Origin of the sequence: Thiocystis violacea (assembly GCF_016583565.1) — a bacterium.
GTDB lineage: Bacteria > Pseudomonadota > Gammaproteobacteria > Chromatiales > Chromatiaceae > Thiorhodococcus > Thiorhodococcus violaceus_A.
Genome location: NZ_NRRF01000012.1, coordinates 86871 through 106500, shown reverse-complemented (window position 1 = coordinate 106500; position 19630 = coordinate 86871). Strand labels below are relative to the sequence as shown.

General features: G+C 64.4%; 11 protein-coding genes and 1 pseudogene. 9 read left to right on the top strand and 3 right to left on the bottom strand.

Going from position 1 to position 19630, the window contains the following annotated elements; all coding sequences use genetic code 11:
• The 3 genes and pseudogenes from CKO23_RS26875 to CKO23_RS07640 all read left to right on the top strand — a co-directional run.
• Window positions 1-124 (top strand): annotated as a pseudogene (locus CKO23_RS26875) (IS1595 family transposase); the annotation flags it as partial.
• A 160-nt stretch (window positions 125-284) separates the two neighbouring features.
• Window positions 285-1979, top strand: coding sequence for a lipopolysaccharide biosynthesis protein (locus CKO23_RS07645; protein WP_346014584.1), 1695 nt, complete (start codon window positions 285-287; stop codon window positions 1977-1979).
• 21 nt (window positions 1980-2000) lie between these two features.
• The gene (locus CKO23_RS07640; RefSeq protein WP_200329683.1) at window positions 2001-2834 is read left to right on the top strand and encodes a CpsD/CapB family tyrosine-protein kinase; all 834 of its coding nucleotides are present in this window, start codon (window positions 2001-2003) and stop codon (window positions 2832-2834) included.
• Between the two features lie 281 nt (window positions 2835-3115).
• On the opposite strand, the gene ppdK is transcribed toward CKO23_RS07640, so the two are convergent.
• Window positions 3116-5887, bottom strand: a complete 2772-nt coding sequence (gene ppdK / locus CKO23_RS07635) for a pyruvate, phosphate dikinase (RefSeq protein ID WP_200329681.1) — start codon at window positions 5885-5887, stop codon at window positions 3116-3118.
• Between the two features lie 396 nt (window positions 5888-6283).
• Window positions 6284-8560, bottom strand: a complete 2277-nt coding sequence (locus tag CKO23_RS07630; RefSeq protein ID WP_200329679.1) for an ATP-binding protein — start codon at window positions 8558-8560, stop codon at window positions 6284-6286.
• Window positions 8561-8769: 209 nt separating this feature from the next.
• On the opposite strand from CKO23_RS07630, the gene CKO23_RS07625 reads away from it, so the two are divergent.
• The 5 genes from CKO23_RS07625 to CKO23_RS07605 all read left to right on the top strand — a co-directional run bounded on the left by CKO23_RS07625 (window position 8770) and on the right by CKO23_RS07605 (window position 15509).
• A complete protein-coding gene (locus tag CKO23_RS07625; protein WP_200329677.1) occupies window positions 8770-11610 on the top strand; it encodes a valine--tRNA ligase in 2841 nt (946 codons plus the stop codon).
• A gap of 94 nt (window positions 11611-11704) precedes the next feature.
• Window positions 11705-12400 carry a tRNA (guanosine(46)-N7)-methyltransferase TrmB gene (gene trmB, locus CKO23_RS07620; RefSeq protein ID WP_242482282.1) on the top strand — a complete coding sequence of 232 codons (696 nt, stop codon included), beginning with the start codon at window positions 11705-11707 and terminating at the stop codon, window positions 12398-12400.
• Window positions 12400-13026 (top strand): ABC transporter ATP-binding protein, encoded by a 627-nt coding sequence (locus CKO23_RS07615; protein ID WP_200329675.1) that lies wholly within the window; start codon window positions 12400-12402, stop codon window positions 13024-13026. Before trmB ends, CKO23_RS07615 begins: the two co-directional genes overlap by 1 nt.
• The gene (locus CKO23_RS07610; RefSeq protein WP_200329673.1) at window positions 13023-13829 is read left to right on the top strand and encodes an ABC transporter permease; all 807 of its coding nucleotides are present in this window, start codon (window positions 13023-13025) and stop codon (window positions 13827-13829) included. Before CKO23_RS07615 ends, CKO23_RS07610 begins: the two co-directional genes overlap by 4 nt.
• 264 nt (window positions 13830-14093) lie before the next feature.
• Window positions 14094-15509 carry an FAD-dependent oxidoreductase gene (locus tag CKO23_RS07605; protein WP_200329671.1) on the top strand — a complete coding sequence of 472 codons (1416 nt, stop codon included), beginning with the start codon at window positions 14094-14096 and terminating at the stop codon, window positions 15507-15509.
• Between the two features lie 409 nt (window positions 15510-15918).
• Here CKO23_RS07605 and hemE read toward each other — a convergent pair whose 3' ends face one another.
• Window positions 15919-16983 (bottom strand): uroporphyrinogen decarboxylase, encoded by a 1065-nt coding sequence (gene hemE / locus CKO23_RS07600; protein ID WP_200329669.1) that lies wholly within the window; start codon window positions 16981-16983, stop codon window positions 15919-15921.
• Between the two features lie 453 nt (window positions 16984-17436).
• Here hemE and uvrD point away from each other — a divergent pair, with 453 nt between their 5' ends.
• Complete coding sequence (gene uvrD, locus CKO23_RS07595; protein ID WP_200329667.1) at window positions 17437-19611, top strand: DNA helicase II; 2175 nt, start codon at window positions 17437-17439, stop codon at window positions 19609-19611.
• Window positions 19612-19630 lie beyond the last annotated feature (19 nt).

Sequence of the window (19630 nt, the reverse complement as noted above, 5' to 3'; positions counted from 1 at the left end):
TGCCAGCTACCTGAACGAGTTCGTGTTCCGCTTCAACCGCCGGCGGTCCCGCAGCCGTGGGATGGTGTTCTACCGGGTACTCGAACTCGCGATTGCGAACGAGCCTGTGCGCTACAAGGAACTCGCACTGACCCAGCGACCCCGAACAGTACTCCCCACCCCGCCGAGGGCAAATGGCCACCCGCCAAGCCTCGACCTCCCTCCCGCAAACCGTCCGTGGAGGAACTCCGGTTAAGTGGAGAGCCCAGATCCAGATATTGACGCGAAGGAAGTGGCAGCTGATCGTGCCGACCTTCCTTCTGGCCGTCCTTGCCATCCTTGCCGCGCTCTTGATCCCGTCAGTCTATCGCTCCTCGGCGACCATCCTCATCGAACGCCAGGAAATACCCTCGGATCTCGTGAGAACGACGGTGACCAGCTATGCCGACCAACGCATCCAGGTCATCAGTCAGCGGGTCATGACGACGAGCAATCTGAGCAAGCTGATCGAGAAATACGACCTCTACCCGGACATCCGGCGCAAAGCGAGCATCTACACCGCGGTCGAAGTCATGCGCGAGAAGATCAATCTCAACATGATCAGCGCCGATGTGCTCGACCCGCAAAGCGGCCGAGCCCAGGCCGCGACCATCGCCTTCTCCCTCTCCTTCGACAGCGAGTCGCCCGAGACCGCACAGCGGATCACCAGCGATCTGGTCTCACTTTTTCTCAACGAGAACCTCGAGAGCCGCGCCGCCGCGGCCAGCGAGGCGACGGCCTTCCTGGGCGCGGAGGCAGACCGCCTGGGCGAGGAGATCAACACGCTCGAGGCCCGGCTCGCGGGGTTCAAGGAGGAGCATGGCGACAACTTGCCCGAACTGGCGTCGCTGAATCGCGAACTCATGATGCGCAACGAAGAGCGACTGAGAGACAACGCGCAGTCACTCAGGACATTGGAACAACAAGCGCTCTATCTGGAGTCGGAGCTGGCCCAGCTGAGCCCAACCATCCTGGGATCGACGAGCAAGGGCGGCGCGACTTCCTTGGACGGCTATCTGGAAGAACTCCAGGCACAATACGTGCGCATCAAGGAGCGCTATTCCCCCAATCACCCAGACCGGATTCAGCTGGAGAAAGAGATCGCCGCGTTGCAACAGCATGTCGGCAAATCGAGCATTGCAACGATCCAGGTCCGGTTGAACCAATTGAATGCCGACCTCTCTTCATTGACCAAACGCTACTCGAACGAGCATCCGGACGTCATTTCCCTGCGTCGGAGCATCCGCGAGACCGAGTCGCAGCTCGCCAGCGCCAGAAAGCAGATGCGCGATAACGACGTGGTATTCGACGGCGCCAATAACCCCGCCTACGTGCAAATCCGCGTCAAGCTCGATGCGACCCGCCTAGAGATGGAATCTCTGCGGCAGACCAAGAAAGAGCTGGAAGGCGAGACGAAGCGGTATGAGGCCCTGTTGACCGAGGCGCCACGGATCGAGCAGGAATACCGCGCACTGACGCGGGACTACGACAACGCCATGCTGAAGTACAAGGAGATCAAGGAAAAGGGGCTACAGGCCGAGCTGGGCCAATCGCTCGAACGCGATCGCAAGAGCGAACGCTTCTCCCTGATCGAACCCCCGCTCAGACCCGAAAAGCCCTTCAAGCCTAACCGGCTCGCCATCGTCGTGCTCGGGTTGGTGCTGGCCATGGCCGCGGGCGTCGGCAATCTCGCCTTGCAAGAGAGCATCGACAAGGGGCTCTATGGTTCGCAAAGGGTCCAGGCTGCCACCAACATTCCGTTGCTGGCCGTGATTCCCTACATCGCGACGGACTCCGACGTCAAAACCGGTCAGCGGCATCGCCAGATCATCCTCGGGGCCAGCCTCGTGGCTGGATGCTTGGCGCTCGCGATCATCCACTTCTTCATCGCCCCACTGGACGTCATCTGGTTCGTCCTGATGCGTCGTTTCGGGACCGACATGCCGTCAATGGGTCACTGAAAGAACGAGGTCTAGACCGCTATGGAACGACTGAAACAGGCGATGGCGCGCGCGCGGGCTGAGCGCGCATCCATTCGCACGGTGACACCATCGGCGCGGCACACAGAAGAGTTGGGGCTCGGGCAGAAGACACGCTCGAAAGGCGCGGCGCTGCGGATCAGGTACACCCACACCGCGACCATGCCGACGGATGCGCATTCGCTGCGCAATGATCGCATCATCCTCGCGGAAGGCATCGAGACGATCTCGGAGCACTACAAGGTGCTGCGTACGCAAGTCCTTCAGCGCATGCGCGCCAAGGGGTTACGCACACTTGCAATCACGAGTCCCGGCCCCGGGGAAGGCAAAACCACGACGGCCATCAACCTCGCCATCAGTCTCGCGCGGGACGTCAACCAGACCGTCTTGCTCGTGGATCTGGATCTCAAGCGCCCCGCGGTCGCCAAATACTTCGGCAACGAGCAGGCGTTGGGGATCAGCGACTATCTGACGGAGGGCCGCGACCTCGCTGACATCATGTTCAATCCCGGCATCGAGCGGCTGGTCGTCCTGCCTGGTCATCAGCAGGTCATCCACTCCTCCGAGATCCTGTCATCGCCGCGTTTCGTCAACTTGGTGAATGAACTCAAGGCCCGCTACGAAGACCGTTTCATCTTCTTCGACCTACCGCCGCTGTTCGCGAGCGATGACGTCATCACCTTTCTTCCCTATGTCGACGCGGCCATGCTGGTCGTCGAGGACGGCAAGGTCACCCAGGCCGAACTCCAGCAAGCGCAACAGCTTCTGGGGGAGAAATCCCTGGGCCTGGCGCTCAACAAGGCGCAAGAGGCCAGCACCTCCACCGGCTACTACTGAGCCGAGACGCAAACGCCCCCAGACGGCCCAGTGCGCCCCTGACCGTCTTCGCCGAAGGGAGCCGTCAAGGGCCAACGCTCGCGGAACGAGCCATTGGCGCCTTCAGCGACCGACATTCCCCCACCCCGAGACAGGGCTAGCGACCAAGAAGGCGGCCACCAACAGGTGGAGCCTGGGTGGCTCTGGCGCAGTCGCCAAGGCAGGCGGCGCATCGAGTCGCCGTTTCCGATGGCATAACGCCGATCCGGCGAGCCCGCCTAGCAGGCTCGCCGAGTAGGCGTCTAGCCGTTGGCCTTGAGCGCCGCATGCGCCGCGGCCAGCCGTGCAATCGGCACGCGGGGTCCCGAGCAGCTCACGTAGTCCAGCCCCGCCTCGTGGCAGAAGGCGATGGAGGCCGGATGACCGCCGTGCTCACCGCAAATGCCGACGTGCAGGTTCGGTTTCACCGAACGGCCCCATTCCACCGCCAACTGCATCAGCTTGCCGACGCCCTTGACGTCCAGCACGTCGAACGGGTTGTCCTGGAGGATCTCGGACTGGTTGTAGAGCGGCAGGAACTTGTTCTCCGCGTCCTCGCGCGAGAACGAGAAGGTCGCCTGGGTGAGGTCGTTGGTGCCGAAGGAGAAGAACTCGGCCTCCTCGGCCAGGGACTCGGCGCGCATGCAAGCCCGCACCACTTCGATCATGGTGCCGAACTTGAACTTGACCGGCTTGCCGTAACGCTCCGCCACCTCGGCGTGGATGTCGTCGACGAACACCTTGACCTTGCGCAGCTCCTGCGCGGTACAGACCTGCGGCACCTTGATCTGCGGGTGTACCTCGATCCCGGCCTTGGCGCATTCGGCCGCGGCCTCCAGGATGGCGCGCACCTGCATCTGGTAGATCTCGGGGAAGGTCATCCCCAGCCGCACGCCGCGATGCCCCAGCATCGGATTGGTCTCGTAGAGCGCACGCACCTTCCTGAGCATGGCCTCCTTCTTGGAGATCGCCTCCTCGACGACGGCCGGATCGATCATCCGGCGGGCGGTATCGACCTCGTGCCGCAGGCTCTCCGAGGCGTGCAGCAAGCCCATGGCGCCGGCCAGAACCGTGACCCCGCGCGCATTCTGCGCCAAGACGCGCAGCTCCGAGAGCTCGCGCTCCAGCACGTGCTCGTCCGGCAGGAACTCGTGGATCGGCGGATCCAGCAGGCGGATAGTCACCGGGTTCGGCGACATGACCTCGAAGAGATCGCGGAAGTCGGTGCGCTGCAGCGGCAACAGTTTGTCGAGCGCCTGCTGGCGCTGCTCCGGCGTCTCGGCGACGATCATCTCGATGACGATGGGCAGGCGCTCGACGTCGTTGAACATGCGCTCGGTGCGCGCCAGCCCGATCCCGACGGCGCCGTAGCGGCGCGCCTTGCGGGCGTCATCGGGCGTATCCGCGTTTGCCATGACCTTGAGCCGCGCCTTCTCGTCGGCCCAGCCGAGCAGCGTATTGAGCTCCGGCGAGAAATCCGGCTCCACCGTGGGAATCGCCCCGAGATAGACCTTGCCCGAGGTTCCGTCGAGGGTGATGACGTCCCCTTCCTTGAAGCTGGTAAGCCCGACGCGCGCCTCGCGGCGATTGACATCGACGCTGATGCCCTCCGCGCCAGCAACGCAGGGTTTGCCCATGCCGCGCGCGACCACGGCGGCGTGGGAGGTCTTGCCACCCCGCGAGGTGAGGATCGCCTCGGAGGCGAAGAAGCCGTGGATGTCTTCGGGCTTGGTCTCCTCGCGCACCAGGATGACCTTGCGACCCTGCTCCTTGCCGAGCTGCTCTGCCCGATCGGCATCGAAGACGGCGATACCCGAGGCCGCGCCTGGCGACGCGGGAAGTCCCTGAGCGACCGCTTCAACCTTGACCGTGGGATCCAACTGGGGAAAGAGCATCTGCTCCAGCGATTCCGGCGGGATGCGCAGCAGCGCCTCCTCCTTGCTGATGAGCCCCTCGCGCTCCATTTCGACCGATGAGCGCACCATGGCGATGGTGTTCATCTTGCCGTTGCGGGTCTGCAGGCAATAGAGCTGTCCGCGCTCGATGGTGAACTCGAAATCCTGCACCTCGCAGTAGTGGGTTTCGAGCTTGTCGCGCAGCTCGTCGAGCTGAGTGGCCAGGTCCGGCATCTCGACCTTGAGACGGTCGATCGGCTTGGGCGTGCGGATGCCCGCGACCACGTCCTCGCCCTGGGCGTTGATCAGATACTCGCCGTAGAGCTTGTTCTCGCCGGAGGCCGGGTTGCGGGTGAAGGCCACGCCGGTGGCCGAGTCATCGCCGCGGTTGCCGAAGACCATGGTCACGACATTGACCGCCGTGCCGTTCGCCATCTCGGGCGTGATATGGAACTGCTTGCGGTAGTCGACTGCGCGGCGTCCACTCCAGGAATTGAAGACGGCCTTGATCGCGATCTCGAGCTGCTGGTAGGGGTCGGACGGGAAGGCATGACCGGTCGCCTCCTCGACCACCTTGAGGAAGCGCTCGCTCACCTGACGCAGATCGCTGGCGGAGAGATCCACGTCCTGCTTGGCGTGGGCGGCCTCCTTGATCGCCTCGAACTCCTTGTCGAAGGCCTCGTCCGGCACGCCTAGCGCGACCTTGCCGAAGAGCTGGATGAAACGGCGATAAGCGTCGTAGCCGAAGCGCGGGTCGTCGGTGGCGCGGATGACGCCCTGGAGGGTGTCGGCATTGAGGCCCAGGTTCAGGATGGTATCCATCATGCCCGGCATCGACATCGCCGAGCCCGAGCGCACCGACACCAGCAGGGGGTTCTCCGGATCGCCGAAACCCTTGCCGGTCTTCTCTTCGAGCGCGCGCATGTGCGCCTGCACGTCCTCGATCAGCCCGGGCGGAAGGGCGCGATTCGTCTCTGCCAGATACTCCAGGCAAGCCTCGGTCGAGATCACGAAGCCGGGCGGGACATTCAGCCCGATCTGCGTCATCTCACAGAGATTGGCACCTTTACCGCCGAGCAGTTTCTTATTCTTGCCATCTCCCTCTTCGAAGGCGAAAACGTACTTGCTTGTAGTATCCATCGGTTGGATCGGCCTCTCTCGCTGGTGGGTTGTAGGAGATCAGATCAGTGCGGATCCAGGCTCACGCGGAGCCTTGGCTGGGAACGTCAAACGGTGGATATTGTGTCAGACCTTCGGCCGTGCCGTAGCCCTAAATAGTGAATATTCGACTTTTCCTGATCGGGGCCAAGACCGGATGGTACGCGAGGGACCAGCAAACCAGGCGATCGACTCGCTTCGGCGCTCGCGAACCAGCGCGGCGCGCCAGCAGGGCTGGAAGAGCCTGGCGGCGGATCCCGTCTTCGAACCCCTAGGGGCGCAGCCGGCGTTCCGCGACCTGCTGACCGCGATCGACGCCGACATCCAACAGGATTGGGCACAGGTCACCGCAACGCCGGCGTGTGACCAACCACCGGGTCAGGACTGTCCGCCGGTGACGGACTCGCCCTCTGAGGTCCGCGCTGTCTCCGGCCCTGGCGGCGGCAGCCAGCGGCTCAGCACGGAGGCCAGCTCGGCGAAGGAATAGGGTTTGGAGAGATAGTCGTCGAGCCCCGCCGCGAGATAGCGGTCGCGATCCTCGCTCAGGGCGTGCGCGGTCACGGCAACGATCGGGGTCTTGGCGAGGCCCCGCTCCTGCTCCATCCGGCGCATGCACTGCGTCGCCTGAATCCCGTCCATCAGTGGCATCTCGCCATCGACCAACACCAAGTCATAGCGCTGTCGCTGGAACGCCTCCACGGCCTTGCGGCCGTCCTCCGCGAGGTCCACTTCACAGCCCATGCGCTCCAGCATCAGTGTTGCCAGGGCCTGATTGACTGGATTGTCCTCGGCCAACAGAACGCGGACCCCAGGGTAGTTGATCGGGCTCGCGCCGCCCGGCTCGCCAGCCTGAGGCGCAGCGGACCCGGCCCCCGGTTGCAGCAACCCGAGAAGCGCCTCATCGAGCCCCGTGGCAAAGAGCGCCAAAGGCCCAACCGAGACCTCGGGCGTTGCGTGGATTTCCATGAAACGGCGGTAGGGCACGAGCAGATGCGTCGGGACACCAAGCGCCCTCGCCGCCTCGAGCGGATCCGGCGAGCCAGCTTCCTCATGGATGACCAGAATCGCGAGATCCCCGGCCGGCGGCACGGCGGACGCCTCTTTCAGGGTGCTCAAGTCCGTTGGCACGGGCACCATCGACCGCTGGCGCAGACGCGCGCACAGCAAATCCCGGCTATGGGCCTGGTCGTCGACGACCAAGACGCGCAGGCCAACCAAGGCCGCCGGCGTCTCCGCAAGAACCGCCGGCTCGGCGGCGGCATCCACGGGCAACACCAGCTCCAGCCGGCTGCCGCCTCCGGCGCGGGCGACAAGGTGCAGGTCGCCCCCCATCATCCGCGCCAGGCGTCGTGAGATGGCCAGCCCGAGGCCGGTCCCACCAAAGCGGCGGCTGGTGCTCGCCTCCGCCTGCTCGAAGATCTCGAAGATGCGCTCCCGCATCTCCGGGGAGACCCCGATACCCGTGTCTTCCACCAGAACCCGCAGCGTCGGCGCATCGGTGTCGGGCCAGCTGATCGTCACGACCACGGACCCCTGCGCGGTGAATTTGATGGCGTTACTGAGCAGATTGGACAGGATCTGCCGATAGCGCGCGACATCGCCCAGGGCAGGCCAACGCGGACCGTCCGCGACCCAGAGCAGCAAGTCAACGCCCTTTGCCTCCGCGCCTCCGGCGAACAGCTCGACCTGGGTCTCCGCCGCCAGGACCGGATCGAAGGGTTCGGCATCGACCTCAAGCCGCCCGGCTTCGATCTTCGAGATATCCAGGATGTCATCGATGATGCGCAACAGCCCCTGCCCCGCTTGCCGGACCTGAGCAGTCATGTGCCGTTGCCGGGTGTCCAGATCCGTCTCCAGAAGCAGCTCGGTCATGCCCATGACGGCACTCATCGGCGTGCGGATCTCATGGCTCATGTTGGCCAGAAACTCGGACTTTGCACGGCTCGCCGCCTCCGCCCTGCCCGTGGCTTCCTGCAGGCGCAGGTTGAGCACGATCGAACGGATCAGGATCTTGCGGTAAACAAGCCCAGTCACGGCCATCGCCGCGCCATAGATGACCAGCATGGTGCCGGTCGCCCGGCCAGCCGTGTCGCCGAGGAGGAGGAACCAGAGGGTGATCGGGGCAAGCACGATCAGGAGATAGCTGATGTAGACGCGGTAGACGCAGCCCAGCACGGCGGACGCGCCAGCGACCATGCCGCCAAGCGCGAAGGTGATCCACACCTGCGTCAGGAGCGGGCTGTCCGGCACGAACAGGAGACCGAAACCACCCCAAAGCAGCCCGCCGACGCATGAGCCCACCAGGAAGGCGTCTCTCCAACGCAGCATCTCAGCGTCGCTCGGGGCCTTGCGCCGGAAGCTCAGCAGATGGAGTGCGCGGACCCCGGTGACGACAACAAGCGCGACGAACCAGACAAACAGAAGCCCTGGCTCGGACACCAGATCCCAGAGCACCGCCATCATGAGCACGCCCAACACGACGTTGACCAGGAGGCCAGTGAGGGCATTGTGGTAGAGCGCCCTCACCCGTTCCGCCTGCACGGCAAGCGGCAACGCCGAATAGTCGAGCGCGAACAGGCCGGTACCTTCGGTCTGGAGGCGGGGCCTAGACTCGGGGTCCATGCCGGCAATCAGCTGAACTTCGTTCCGACGCATCGCCACCCTATTCGATCCCGCGATCTTGCCGCATTGGACACTCGATCAGACTGCTTTCCCACGCAGAGCGCAAGGCGCTGGCGGTGATCCTGCGCGGTGCTTCACACAAAGTGGTCGCGCGCCAGCGAGCGGAGTCGAGCGGCGTGCGCGGCTTTTTCATCAGTTATACTGCCAAGTTTCGTACCCGCCCGCCGACGAGCCCGAGCACCATGCTGGACAAGAACTACGACCCTCAATCCCTGGAGAAGACCTGGTACCAAACCTGGGAGGAGCGCGGCTACTTCGTCCCCTCCGATCAGGCGGGTGCGGGCGCTTACTGCATCATGATCCCGCCGCCCAACGTCACGGGCAGCCTGCACATGGGACATGCCTTCCAGGACACCATCATGGACGCCCTCACCCGCTATCACCGGATGAAGGGCGAGCGCACGCTCTGGCAGGCCGGCTCGGACCATGCCGGCATCGCGACCCAGATGGTGGTGGAGCGCCTGATCGACGCCGAGGGCAAGACCCGCCACGACTACGGCCGCGAGAAGTTCCTGGAGCGCATCTGGGAATGGAAGGCAGAGTCCGGCAACACCATCACCCGCCAGCTGCGACGCATGGGCTCATCGCTCGATTGGGAGCATGAGCGCTTCACCATGGACGAGGGACTGTCCGCCGCCGTGCGCGAGGTCTTCGTCCGTCTCCATGAAGAAGGGCTCATCTACCGCGGCAAGCGGCTGGTGAACTGGGATCCGGTTCTGCACACCGCCGTTTCCGACCTGGAGGTGCTTTCCGAGGAAGAAAGCGGGCACATGTGGGACATGCGCTATCCGGTCGTGCAGCCGGAAGGGGTCAAGGAGCAGGTCTACATGGTGGTTTCAACCACCCGGCCCGAAACCATGCTCGGTGACTGCGCGGTCGCGGTGAACCCGGAAGACGACCGCTATAAGCACCTCATCGGCGAATTCGTCGAGCTGCCGCTCACCGGCCGGCGCATCCCCATCATTGCCGACGAGCACGCCGACCCCGAGTTCGGCACCGGCTGCGTCAAGATCACGCCCGCGCACGACTTCAACGACAACCAAGTCTGGCATCGTCATCGCGACGAGACAGGCATTGCCGAGCAGCCGCACGGCGGGCTCATCAACATCTTCACGCCGGATGCCGCCATCCGCGACAACGAGCCCGAAGAAGGCCAGCTTCTGCCCGCCGCCTACATCGGCCTCGACCGCTACGCCGCGCGCAAGCGCATCGTCGCGGACCTGGAGGCGCTGGGCCTGCTCGCCAACATCAAGGACCACCGACTGCAGCAGCCGCGCGGCGACCGCTCCGGCGCCGTCATCGAGCCCTATCTGACCGATCAGTGGTACGTGCGCGTCCAACCGCTCGCCGACCCGGCCATCAAGGCCGTGGAGAATGGCGACATCCGCTTCGTGCCGGACAACTGGAAAAACACCTATTTCGAGTGGATGCGCAACATCCAGGACTGGTGCATCAGCCGCCAGATCTGGTGGGGACACCGCATCCCGGCCTGGTACGACAGCGAGGGCAACGTCTACGTCGGCCGCTCCGAGGAGGAGGTGCGCGAGCAGCACGGCTTTGGCCCCGAGGTCGCGTTGGAGCAAGACCAAGACGTGCTCGACACCTGGTTCAGCTCCGCGCTCTGGCCCTTCAGCACCCTGGGCTGGCCGGAGGAGACCGACCGGCTCAAGACCTTCTACCCGACCTCCGTCCTGGTCACCGGCTTCGACATCATCTTCTTCTGGGTCGCCCGCATGATCATGATGGGCCTCAAGTTCATGGACGACGTGCCCTTTCGCGAGGTCTACATCCACGGCCTGGTGCGCGACGCCCACGGCGACAAGATGTCCAAGTCCAAGGGCAACGTGCTCGACCCCATCGACCTGATCGACGGTATCGAGCTGGAGCCGCTGGTCGAGAAGCGCACCAAGGGCATGATGCAGCCGCATCTGGCGGAGCGGATCGCCAAGGCGACCCGCAATGACTTCCCCGACGGCATTCCCGGCTTCGGCACCGACGCCCTGCGCTTCACCTTCGCCGCGCTCGCCTCGACCGGCCGCGACATCAAGTTCGACCTCAGCCGCACCGAGGGCTACCGCAACTTCTGCAACAAGCTCTGGAACGCCTCGCGCTACGTGCTCATGAACACCGAGGGGCAGGACTGCGGCTTAGGGTCTGACCCCATCGAACTGAGTGCGGCCGACCGCTGGATCCGCTCGCGGCTGGACAGCACCACGGCCGCCGTCACCGAGGCCATCGAGGGCTACCGCTTCGACCTCGCCGCCCAAGCGCTCTATGAGTTCACCTGGAACGAGTTCTGCGACTGGTACCTGGAACTCTGCAAGCCGGTCCTCACGGGCGAGGCCGCATCCGATGCCGCTAAGCGCGGCACTCGCCAGACGCTCGTGCGCACGCTTGAGGCCCTGCTGCGTCTCGCCCACCCCATCATGCCCTTCATCACCGAGGAGATCTGGCAGAAGGTCCGGCCGCTCGCCGGCGTCGATGGGGACACCATCATGCTGGCGCCCTTCCCGGTGGCCAACGCAGGCTCGGCGGATCCGCTGGCGGTCGCCGAGATCGCCTGGGTCCAGCAGTGCATCCTGGGCGTTCGCCGCATCAAGGGTGAGATGAACATCCCGCCCGGCAAGCCGCTGCCGGTGCTGGTCGCCAATGCCTCGGATCAGGACGAGGTCTGGCTGGAGACCGCGCGCCCCTATCTCGATTTTCTGGCGCGCACCGAATCCATCACCCTGCTCGACGACGAATCCGCGGCGCCGGAGTCCGCCATCGCCCTGGTCGGCGGCATGAAGCTGCTGATCCCCATGGCGGGTCTCATCGACAAGGATGCCGAGCTCAAGCGGCTCGACAAAGAGATCGCTCGGCTCACGGACGACATCGCGCGGACCGAGAAGAAGCTGGAGAATCCGAGCTTCGTCGATAAGGCACCCGAGGCCGTCGTCCAGAAGGAGCGCGCCAAGCTCGCCGAGCATGCGGCGGCGATTGGCAATCTGCAGACGCAGCGGGCGAAGATTGCCGCTTTGTAGGACGGCGCTCCGAGATTGCTGAGACTTTGACGCAGCGACATTCGCGCTGATCCATCGGGATCGCGCGCCACAACACACCGACCGAGACTCGGATTTGCACTCGACCGACCCACACCACCGCCCAATCCGCAGCTTCGTCTTGCGGGAAGGACGCCTGACAGGCGCGCAGGAACGCGCCTTCGAGGACCTTTGGCCGAAGTACGGCATGGACTGGACGCCGGGGCAGCCGATCGACCTCTCGCAGGTCTTCGGGGGCTCGAAGCCCGTCGTGCTCGAGATCGGTTTCGGCAACGGAGAATCCTTGGCTGAAATGGCCGCGGCTGACCCGAGCCGAAACTGGCTCGGCATCGAAGTCCACCGCCCTGGCGTGGGACACCTCCTGCTTGAGATCGAGCGCCGCGCCCTGGAGAACCTCAAGGTCATGCGCCACGACGCCGTCGAGGTGCTGACCCAAGGCCTCTCGCCAGCCAGCCTGGATGGGGTCCAACTCTTCTTCCCGGATCCCTGGCCCAAGCGTCGCCACCACAAACGCCGCATCCTCAGCCACCAGTTGGTCGATCTGCTGGCCAAGGTGATTCGCCCGGGCGGCGTCTTCCATGCCGCGACGGACTGGGAGCCCTACGCCGAGCAGATGCTGGAGATCATGGAGGGGGCGAGCGAGCGCTTCGAGAACATCGCCGGACCTGGGCAATACGCGCCGCGCCCCGGCGCACGCCCGCTGACGAAATTCGAACAGCGCGGCGAACGGCTCGGGCATCCCGTTCACGACCTGCTCTACCGGCGTCGCTGATGACGGCCCTGCGGCTGGAGGGCATCCGACACCCGCTCTTAGCCCCCATTGATCTGAAGGTCGCTGCCGGCGAGCTGGCGTTCATTTCGGGACCATCCGGGTCCGGCAAGAGCTTGCTGCTGCGCGCGATTGCCGATCTGGACCCGCACGAGGGCAACGTCTGGCTCGGTGACGAAGCCCGCTCGGCGATGGCGCCACCGACCTGGCGTCGGCGCGTCGGCCTGCTGCCGGCCGAGTCCTTCTGGTGGGGTGAGACCGTCGGCGAACACCTGTTGAGTCGCAAGCAGACGGCGCCAGAGACCGACCCGTCCATCGATACCTGGCTCGGGCAGCTCGGCTTTACGTCGGATGTGCTGACCTGGTCCGTCGCGCGACTCTCGACCGGCGAGCGTCAGCGGCTCGCCCTGATTCGACTCTTGGCGCAAGGCCCAGAGGCCATGCTGCTCGATGAGGCAACCGCAAACCTCGATCCCGCGAATCGCGATTGCGTTGAGTCGGTGATCGAGGCCTATCGCCGTCAGGCCCAAGCGGCGGTGCTCTGGGTGAGTCATGATCCGGAGCAGCGACGGCGTCTCGGCGGGCCTTGCTACCTCATCGACGCCGGCAAGCTGGTGCCAGAGCCATGACCCTGATCCATCTCACCCCCTGGGATCTGGCCATCGCGGCGATCCTGGTCCTGCTGCTCGCGGCCATGTCCTGGTGGCTCAGGCTGGGCGTGGAGCGACGCGTGCTCATCGCGGCCGCACGCAGCGCGATCCAGCTCACCCTGGTCGGCATGGTGCTCAAGCTGCTCTTCGCCCAGACCAGCCTGCCGCTGATCGGGCTCATGGCGATGGTCATGCTCTCGGTCGCCGGACTCGAGGTCATGCAACGCCAGAAGCGCCGTTACCGCGGTGGCTGGGGCTACGGAATCGGCGCCATCTCGATGTTCCTGTCGTCGTTCAGTGTCACGCTGCTGGCGCTGACGCTCGTCATCGGCGTTGAGCCCTGGTACCAGCCACAGTATCTGATCCCGCTGCTGGGCATGATGCTGGGCAATACCATGAACGGCGTCGCCATCGCACTCGACAACCTTACCCGCAATGCCTGGGAAGCGCGGGGCAAGATCGAGGCACGCCTGCTGAGCGGTCAGAATTGGGAGGAGGCCATCGAGGACATCCGGCGCGAGGCGCTGCGCTCCGGCCTCATCCCCATCGTGAACGCCATGGGCACCGCCGGCCTGGTCAGCCTACCCGGCATGATGACCGGCCAGATCCTCGCCGGAAGCCCGCCGATGGAGGCCGCGAAGTATCAGCTCCTGATCATGTTCCTGATCTCGGGCGGAACTGGATTGGGCTCCATGGCGGCGGTGTGGCTGGGATCTCGTCGGCTCTTCGACGAACGTCAACGCCTGCGGCTCGACCGACTGGTCAAGGCATCCAGATCCTGAGACAGGATCTCTCTGCCTGATCGAGCGCCGATCTCTGGCCAGGGATGGCGCCTCGTGGCAGCCCTTCGCGGCGGCAGGCTCGCGCGCGCGTTGGGGACGGAAGGGCCAAACAATAATTGACTATTTTAATCTCTTAAATCCGAACCCTTGTGTTCTCTGGCGTCTCCACATCCGCTAATGTGACCCGAATGTTGCGCCGCACAAGAGCCGAGTCAGGCTCGCTCGCGGCGAAGGGCACCTCAGCCGCTGAAGGAGACCCAAGGCATGTCAGCCTCGACCCACTACGACGTCCTCATCGTCGGCGCCGGTGTTACCGGCACGGCCCTTCTCTACCAGCTCGCCAAGTTCACGGACCTCAGCCGACTCTGTCTCGTCGAAAAGTACGACAGCGTCGCCAGCGTCAACTCGCACGCCCACAGCAACAGCCAGACGATCCACTGCGGCGACATCGAGACCAACTACACACTCGAAAAGGCCGCCGCGGTCAAGCGCACCGCCTACATGGTGGTGAACTATGCCACCAAGCTTGCGGGCGAGGAGCGTGACAGGATCATCCACCGCATGCCGAAGATGGTGCTTGGCGTCGGGGAGGCGGAATGCCGCTACATCCGCGCACGCTACGAGACCTTCAAGGGCCTCTTTCCGCGCATGCAGCTTCTGGAGCGGGAGGATATTGCGGGCATCGAGCCAAACGTCGCCTTGGTGAATGGCGCCTGGCGGGACGAGGAGATCGTCGCGTCCGGAGCTCCGGACGATTACTGTGCCGTCGATTTCCAGGCACTGGCACAGTCCTTCTCGGATGCCTGCGTCCAGATGGATCGCACGACCGGCAAGCAGATCACGCAACTGTTCTCGACCAAGGTGGATGCCATCCGCAAGGAAGACGGCGGCTACGTGCTGCAAACCAATCGCGGCCTGCTTCAGGCGCGAGCAGTGGTCGTCTGCGCCGGCGGCCACTCGCTGCTGATGGCTCAAGAGATGGGCCTTGGGCTCGAATACTCCTGTCTGCCGGTCGCCGGCTCCTTCTACTTCGCGCCCGAGGCGCTCAACGGCAAGGTCTACAGGGTGCAGAACCCCAACCTGCCCTTTGCCGCCGTGCATGGCGACCATGACGTCAAGGAGCGCGGCAAGACCCGGTTCGGGCCGACCGCCCTCATGCTGCCGATGCTCGAACGCTACGATCGCTCATCCATCAGGGAGTTTTTCAAGGTCCTGCGCTTCGACCGACAGGTCGCCAGCGTCATCTGGGACCAGATCAAGGTACCGGACATCCGCCGCTACATCCTGCGCAACATCCTCTACGAGGTTCCGAAGCTCAACCGCCACCTCTTCGCGAAAGAGATCCGCAAGATCGTGCCTTCCATCCGCGTGGAAGACATCAGCTATGCAGAAGGATTCGGGGGTATCCGCCCGCAGCTCATCGACAAGACAGCGCGCAAGCTCCGCATGGGCGAGGCGAAGTTCACCGATGGCGCCGGGATCATCTTCAACATGACGCCATCCCCAGGCGGCACCAGCTGCCTGGGCAGTGGTGAAAAGGACATGCGGGCGCTTGCGACCTACCTTGGTGCTCGCATCGATGAGCCCGCCTTCGAGCGAGAATTGCTGATGGGCCAAGAAGATACCCGGATGCATGTCGCCAATGACGAACCGGCCGCTCTCGCGGTCGCGGCATCCTGATCAGGCTGTCCGAACATTCCATCGCAGCGTCGATGATGACCGCCCAACCGACCCCCACGGCAAGCGGGGCAGCGTCGATCGTCAGCGGGAATTGGCCATCGGAATAGGCTTCGAGCTGGTGCAAGGTCGTCCATTCGAGCACGACCCCATGGACGAATGAGGTAAGGTGACGACCTTCGCCACCCGCCAGGAACCCTGCCGCGTCCCGCACGACCCCGATCCCCGGAGTCCGTCGATCAGTCGCTCGAAGACGAGAAAGTCCATGATCCGCGCTGCCCGGCATCCGCGCTCGCAGGCCGCTCAAGGCGTTCCGGCATCGCCAACATCGGGCAATGGGGGTCTCTGCACAGGTCAGGGGCCTTCGTGGCCCCTGTATCCTGCTCGATCAGGCGGCGTCCCGAACCGCCGTTTAGACGTGATACGCCCGGCTCAGCTCGTGCACCGCGGCGACCATCGCACCGGCATGCTCCGGATTGACGTCCGGTGTGATGCCATGGCCCAGGTTGAAGACGTGGCCGTTGCCCTTGCCGTAGCTGGCCAAAACACGAGCAACCTCTTCGCGAATGCGCTCGGGCGAGGCATAGAGCGCGCAGGGGTCCAGGTTGCCCTGCAGGGCGACACGGTCTTCGACCATGCGACGGGCGTCCGCCAGATCGGTCGTCCAATCCACGCCCAGGGCATCGCAGCCCGTCTTGGACATGTCGCCCAACCACTGCCCGCCGTTCTTGGTGAAGAGGATGATCGGCACCCGACGGCCCTCGGACTCGCGGGTCAGACTCTCGACGACGCGCTGCATGTAGGCCAGCGAGAACTCCCGATAGTTGGCCGGCGCCAGCGCACCACCCCAGGTGTCGAAAATCATCGCGGCCTGGGCGCCACGCGCGATCTGGGCGTTGAGGTAGGCCGCCACTGAGTCGGCCGTCTTGGCCAGCAGCTTATGCAGCAAGTCCGGGCGGTCGAACATCATGCCCTTGGTGTGCGCGTAGTTCTTGGCGCCACCGCCTTCAACCATGTAGGTCACCAGCGTCCAGGGGCTGCCGGAGAAGCCGATCAAGGGCACCCGGCCATTGAGCTCGCGGCGAATGGTGGAGACGGCATCCATGACGTACTTGAGCTCGCCTTCCGGATCCGGGACGGCGATCCGCTCGACATCGGCGGCCGTGCGCACCGGCCGCTCGAAGTGCGGACCCTCGCCATCGGCGAAGTAGAGCCCCAGGCCCATCGCGTCCGGCACCGTGAGGATGTCGGAGAAGAGGATGGCGGCGTCCAGCGGGAAGCGATCGAGCGGCTGAATCGTGACTTCACACGCGAGCTCGGGGTTCTTGCACAGGGCCATGAAACTGCCGGCCTTCTCGCGCGTGGCGCGGTACTCCGGCAGATAGCGGCCTGCCTGGCGCATCATCCAAACCGGTGTGTAATCAACGGGTTCACGCAGCAAGGCGCGGAGAAAGGTGTCATTGGTCAACTGGGTCATGAAAGGGTGCCCGATCTGAATTTGGTGGATATCCCCGACTGGTCGAGCCGCGCATTCTACTACGCCCTGAGGCATCGGGGCGCGAAGAGCAGGGCACGCCAGCGGAGTCGCGTCGGACCTCGGCGTCGCGAACATTAGCCGACTATTTAATATCAATGACTTACGGACGATAACAAGCTGTTGATAAGCAGCCTGGTTTCTCTGTGCATAGCCTGTGGATCAATCCGAGGCCTTATTTTAACCACCGCTTATCCACATTCTCGTCCGTGTGAATCGATGCCTCAAGCACTTAAAAATGCGAAGGTTTTCTGAAAAATCGAGTTATCCACAGCCCTTATTACAGTTATTCTTTCTTCAAGATTGTAAATATAGAGAAGCGCCGTCGCCCCTAAAATCGATCGCCCCCTGCCCCCTCGATTAGGGCGCTCGCCGCGAGGTTGGTAGAATCCGCCGATGGACGTTTCTCATCTCCTCGACTCACTCAACGATGCCCAGCGCGACGCGGTGTCGGCCGAAGCCGGCAACTTGCTCATCCTCGCGGGGGCTGGCTCCGGCAAGACACGGGTGTTGGTACACCGCATCGCCTGGCTGCTTCAGGTGGAGCGACTGCCGCCTTGGTCGATCCTGGCGGTCACCTTCACGAACAAGGCCGCGCGCGAGATGCGCGCGCGCCTGGAGGAGATGCTCGGCGCGCCGGTCGGCGGGATGTGGGTCGGAACCTTCCATGGATTGGCGCACCGCTTCTTGCGCGCGCACTGGCAGGACGCCAAGCTGCCTCAGCATTTCCAGATCCTGGATGCGGACGACCAATTTCGGTCGATCAAGCGCATCCTCAAAGCCATGCAGCTCGACGAGTCGCGCTATCCGCCCCGTCAAGTTCAGGGTTTCATCAACAAGCAGAAGGACGAAGGTCTGCGCCCGCAGCATCTGGAGAGCGGCGGCGACTTCTTCATGGAGAAGATGATCGCGGTCTACCGGGAGTACGAGGCGATCCGCATCCGCGGCGGCATGCTGGATTTCGCGGATCTGCTGCTCTGCGCGCTGGAGCTGCTGCGTGAGCGCCCGGACATCCTGCATCACTACCAGCAGCGTTTCCGGCACATCCTGGTCGACGAGTTCCAGGACACTAATGCCATCCAATATGCCTGGCTGCGGCTGCTCGCCGGGCAGAACGACAACCTCTTCGCCGTGGGCGACGATGACCAGTCGATCTATGGCTGGCGTGGGGCACGGGTGGAGAACATCCAGTCCTTCCAGCACGACTACCCGACCACGCGGACGATCCGGCTGGAGCAGAACTATCGCTCGACCGGCAACATCCTGGCGGCGGCCAATGCGCTGATCGCGAACAATCCGTCGCGCTTGGGAAAAAACCTCTGGACGGAGGACACCGACGGCGATCCGATCCGCCGCTACAGCGCCTTCAACGAGGTGGACGAGGCCCGCTTCGTGATCGAGCGCATCCGCCGCTTCGTCCAGGAGGAAGGCTACCGACGCGATGAGTGCGCCATCCTCTATCGCACGACCGCGCAGTCGCGGCTGTTCGAGGAGGCGCTGATCCAGGCACAGATCCCCTACCGGGTCTACGGCGGCCTGCGGTTCTTCGAACGCGCCGAGATCCGCGATGCGCTGGCCTATCTGCGCCTGCTCTCCAATCCGGATGACGACGCGGCCTTCGAGCGCGTGGTGAATACGCCAACCCGAGGGATCGGCGACCGCACGCTGGAGCTGCTGCGCGAGCAGGCGCGCGAGGCGCGTGTCTCATTGTGGCAAGCCGCCCAGGATCTCAGCGCGACGGGGGCCTTGGGGCCGCGTGCGAGCGGTTCGCTGCGCGCCTTCATCGCGCTGATCCTCGAGCTGAAGGCCGGCGGCGCCGAGCGCGAGCTGGCTGAGGTGACCAACCGGACGATTCAAACCGCCGGTCTACCGGAGCACTACAAAAAGAACAAGGACGGCAAGGGACAGGATCGCGTCGAGAACCTGGAGCAGCTGGTCGACACCGTCCTGCGCTTCGAGCAGGAGCTGGAGGACGAGGAAGGCGATCCGCTCGGCGCCTTCCTCGCGCATGCCGCCTTGGAAGCCGGCGAGACCCAGGCCGACCAGGGCGAGGACAGCGTGCAGCTGATGACCTTGCACAGCGCCAAGGGTTTGGAGTTCCCCATCGTCTTCCTGGTCGGTCTGGAGGAAGGGCTCTTCCCGCACAACCTGTCGGCCGAGGACCCGGACCGGCTGGAGGAGGAGCGCCGGCTCTGCTACGTCGGCATGACCCGCGCCATGCAGCAGCTCTACGTCAGCCATGCGGAAAGCCGCCGGCTCTATGGGCGCGAGGACTATCCAGCACCCTCCCGCTTTCTGCGCGAGATCCCGGCTGGGCTGATGGAAGAGATCCGCGGCGGCGGGGTCAAGCGTCAGATGCGCGCGCCGAGCCCCCCCCCGGGAAGCCTCTCGGGCGCCGCCGCCCCCGAGGGATTTCAGCTCGGCCAACGCGTGCGGCACCCCAAGTTCGGCGAGGGAGTCGTCTTGAACAGCGAAGGGCGCGGCGCTCAGGCCAGGATCCAGATCAACTTCCAGGATGTCGGGGCCAAGTGGCTGGTGCTCGCCTACGCACACCTGGAACCCACCGGCTGAACCGCTCGCCACTGGGGCG

What these genes read in the sequence shown, in the direction of transcription:
- CKO23_RS07640 (WP_200329683.1), top strand. Translation starts at nt 2,001, where the DNA reads ATGGAACGACTGAAACAGGCGATGGCGCGCGCGCGGGCTGAGCGCGCA.
- ppdK (WP_200329681.1), bottom strand. Translation starts at nt 5,887, where the DNA reads ATGGATACTACAAGCAAGTACGTTTTCGCCTTCGAAGAGGGAGATGGC.
- CKO23_RS07630 (WP_200329679.1), bottom strand. Translation starts at nt 8,560, where the DNA reads ATGCGTCGGAACGAAGTTCAGCTGATTGCCGGCATGGACCCCGAGTCT.
- CKO23_RS07625 (WP_200329677.1), top strand. Translation starts at nt 8,770, where the DNA reads ATGCTGGACAAGAACTACGACCCTCAATCCCTGGAGAAGACCTGGTAC.
- CKO23_RS07615 (WP_200329675.1), top strand. Translation starts at nt 12,400, where the DNA reads ATGACGGCCCTGCGGCTGGAGGGCATCCGACACCCGCTCTTAGCCCCC.
- CKO23_RS07610 (WP_200329673.1), top strand. Translation starts at nt 13,023, where the DNA reads ATGACCCTGATCCATCTCACCCCCTGGGATCTGGCCATCGCGGCGATC.
- CKO23_RS07605 (WP_200329671.1), top strand. Translation starts at nt 14,094, where the DNA reads ATGTCAGCCTCGACCCACTACGACGTCCTCATCGTCGGCGCCGGTGTT.
- hemE (WP_200329669.1), bottom strand. Translation starts at nt 16,983, where the DNA reads ATGACCCAGTTGACCAATGACACCTTTCTCCGCGCCTTGCTGCGTGAA.
- uvrD (WP_200329667.1), top strand. Translation starts at nt 17,437, where the DNA reads ATGGACGTTTCTCATCTCCTCGACTCACTCAACGATGCCCAGCGCGAC.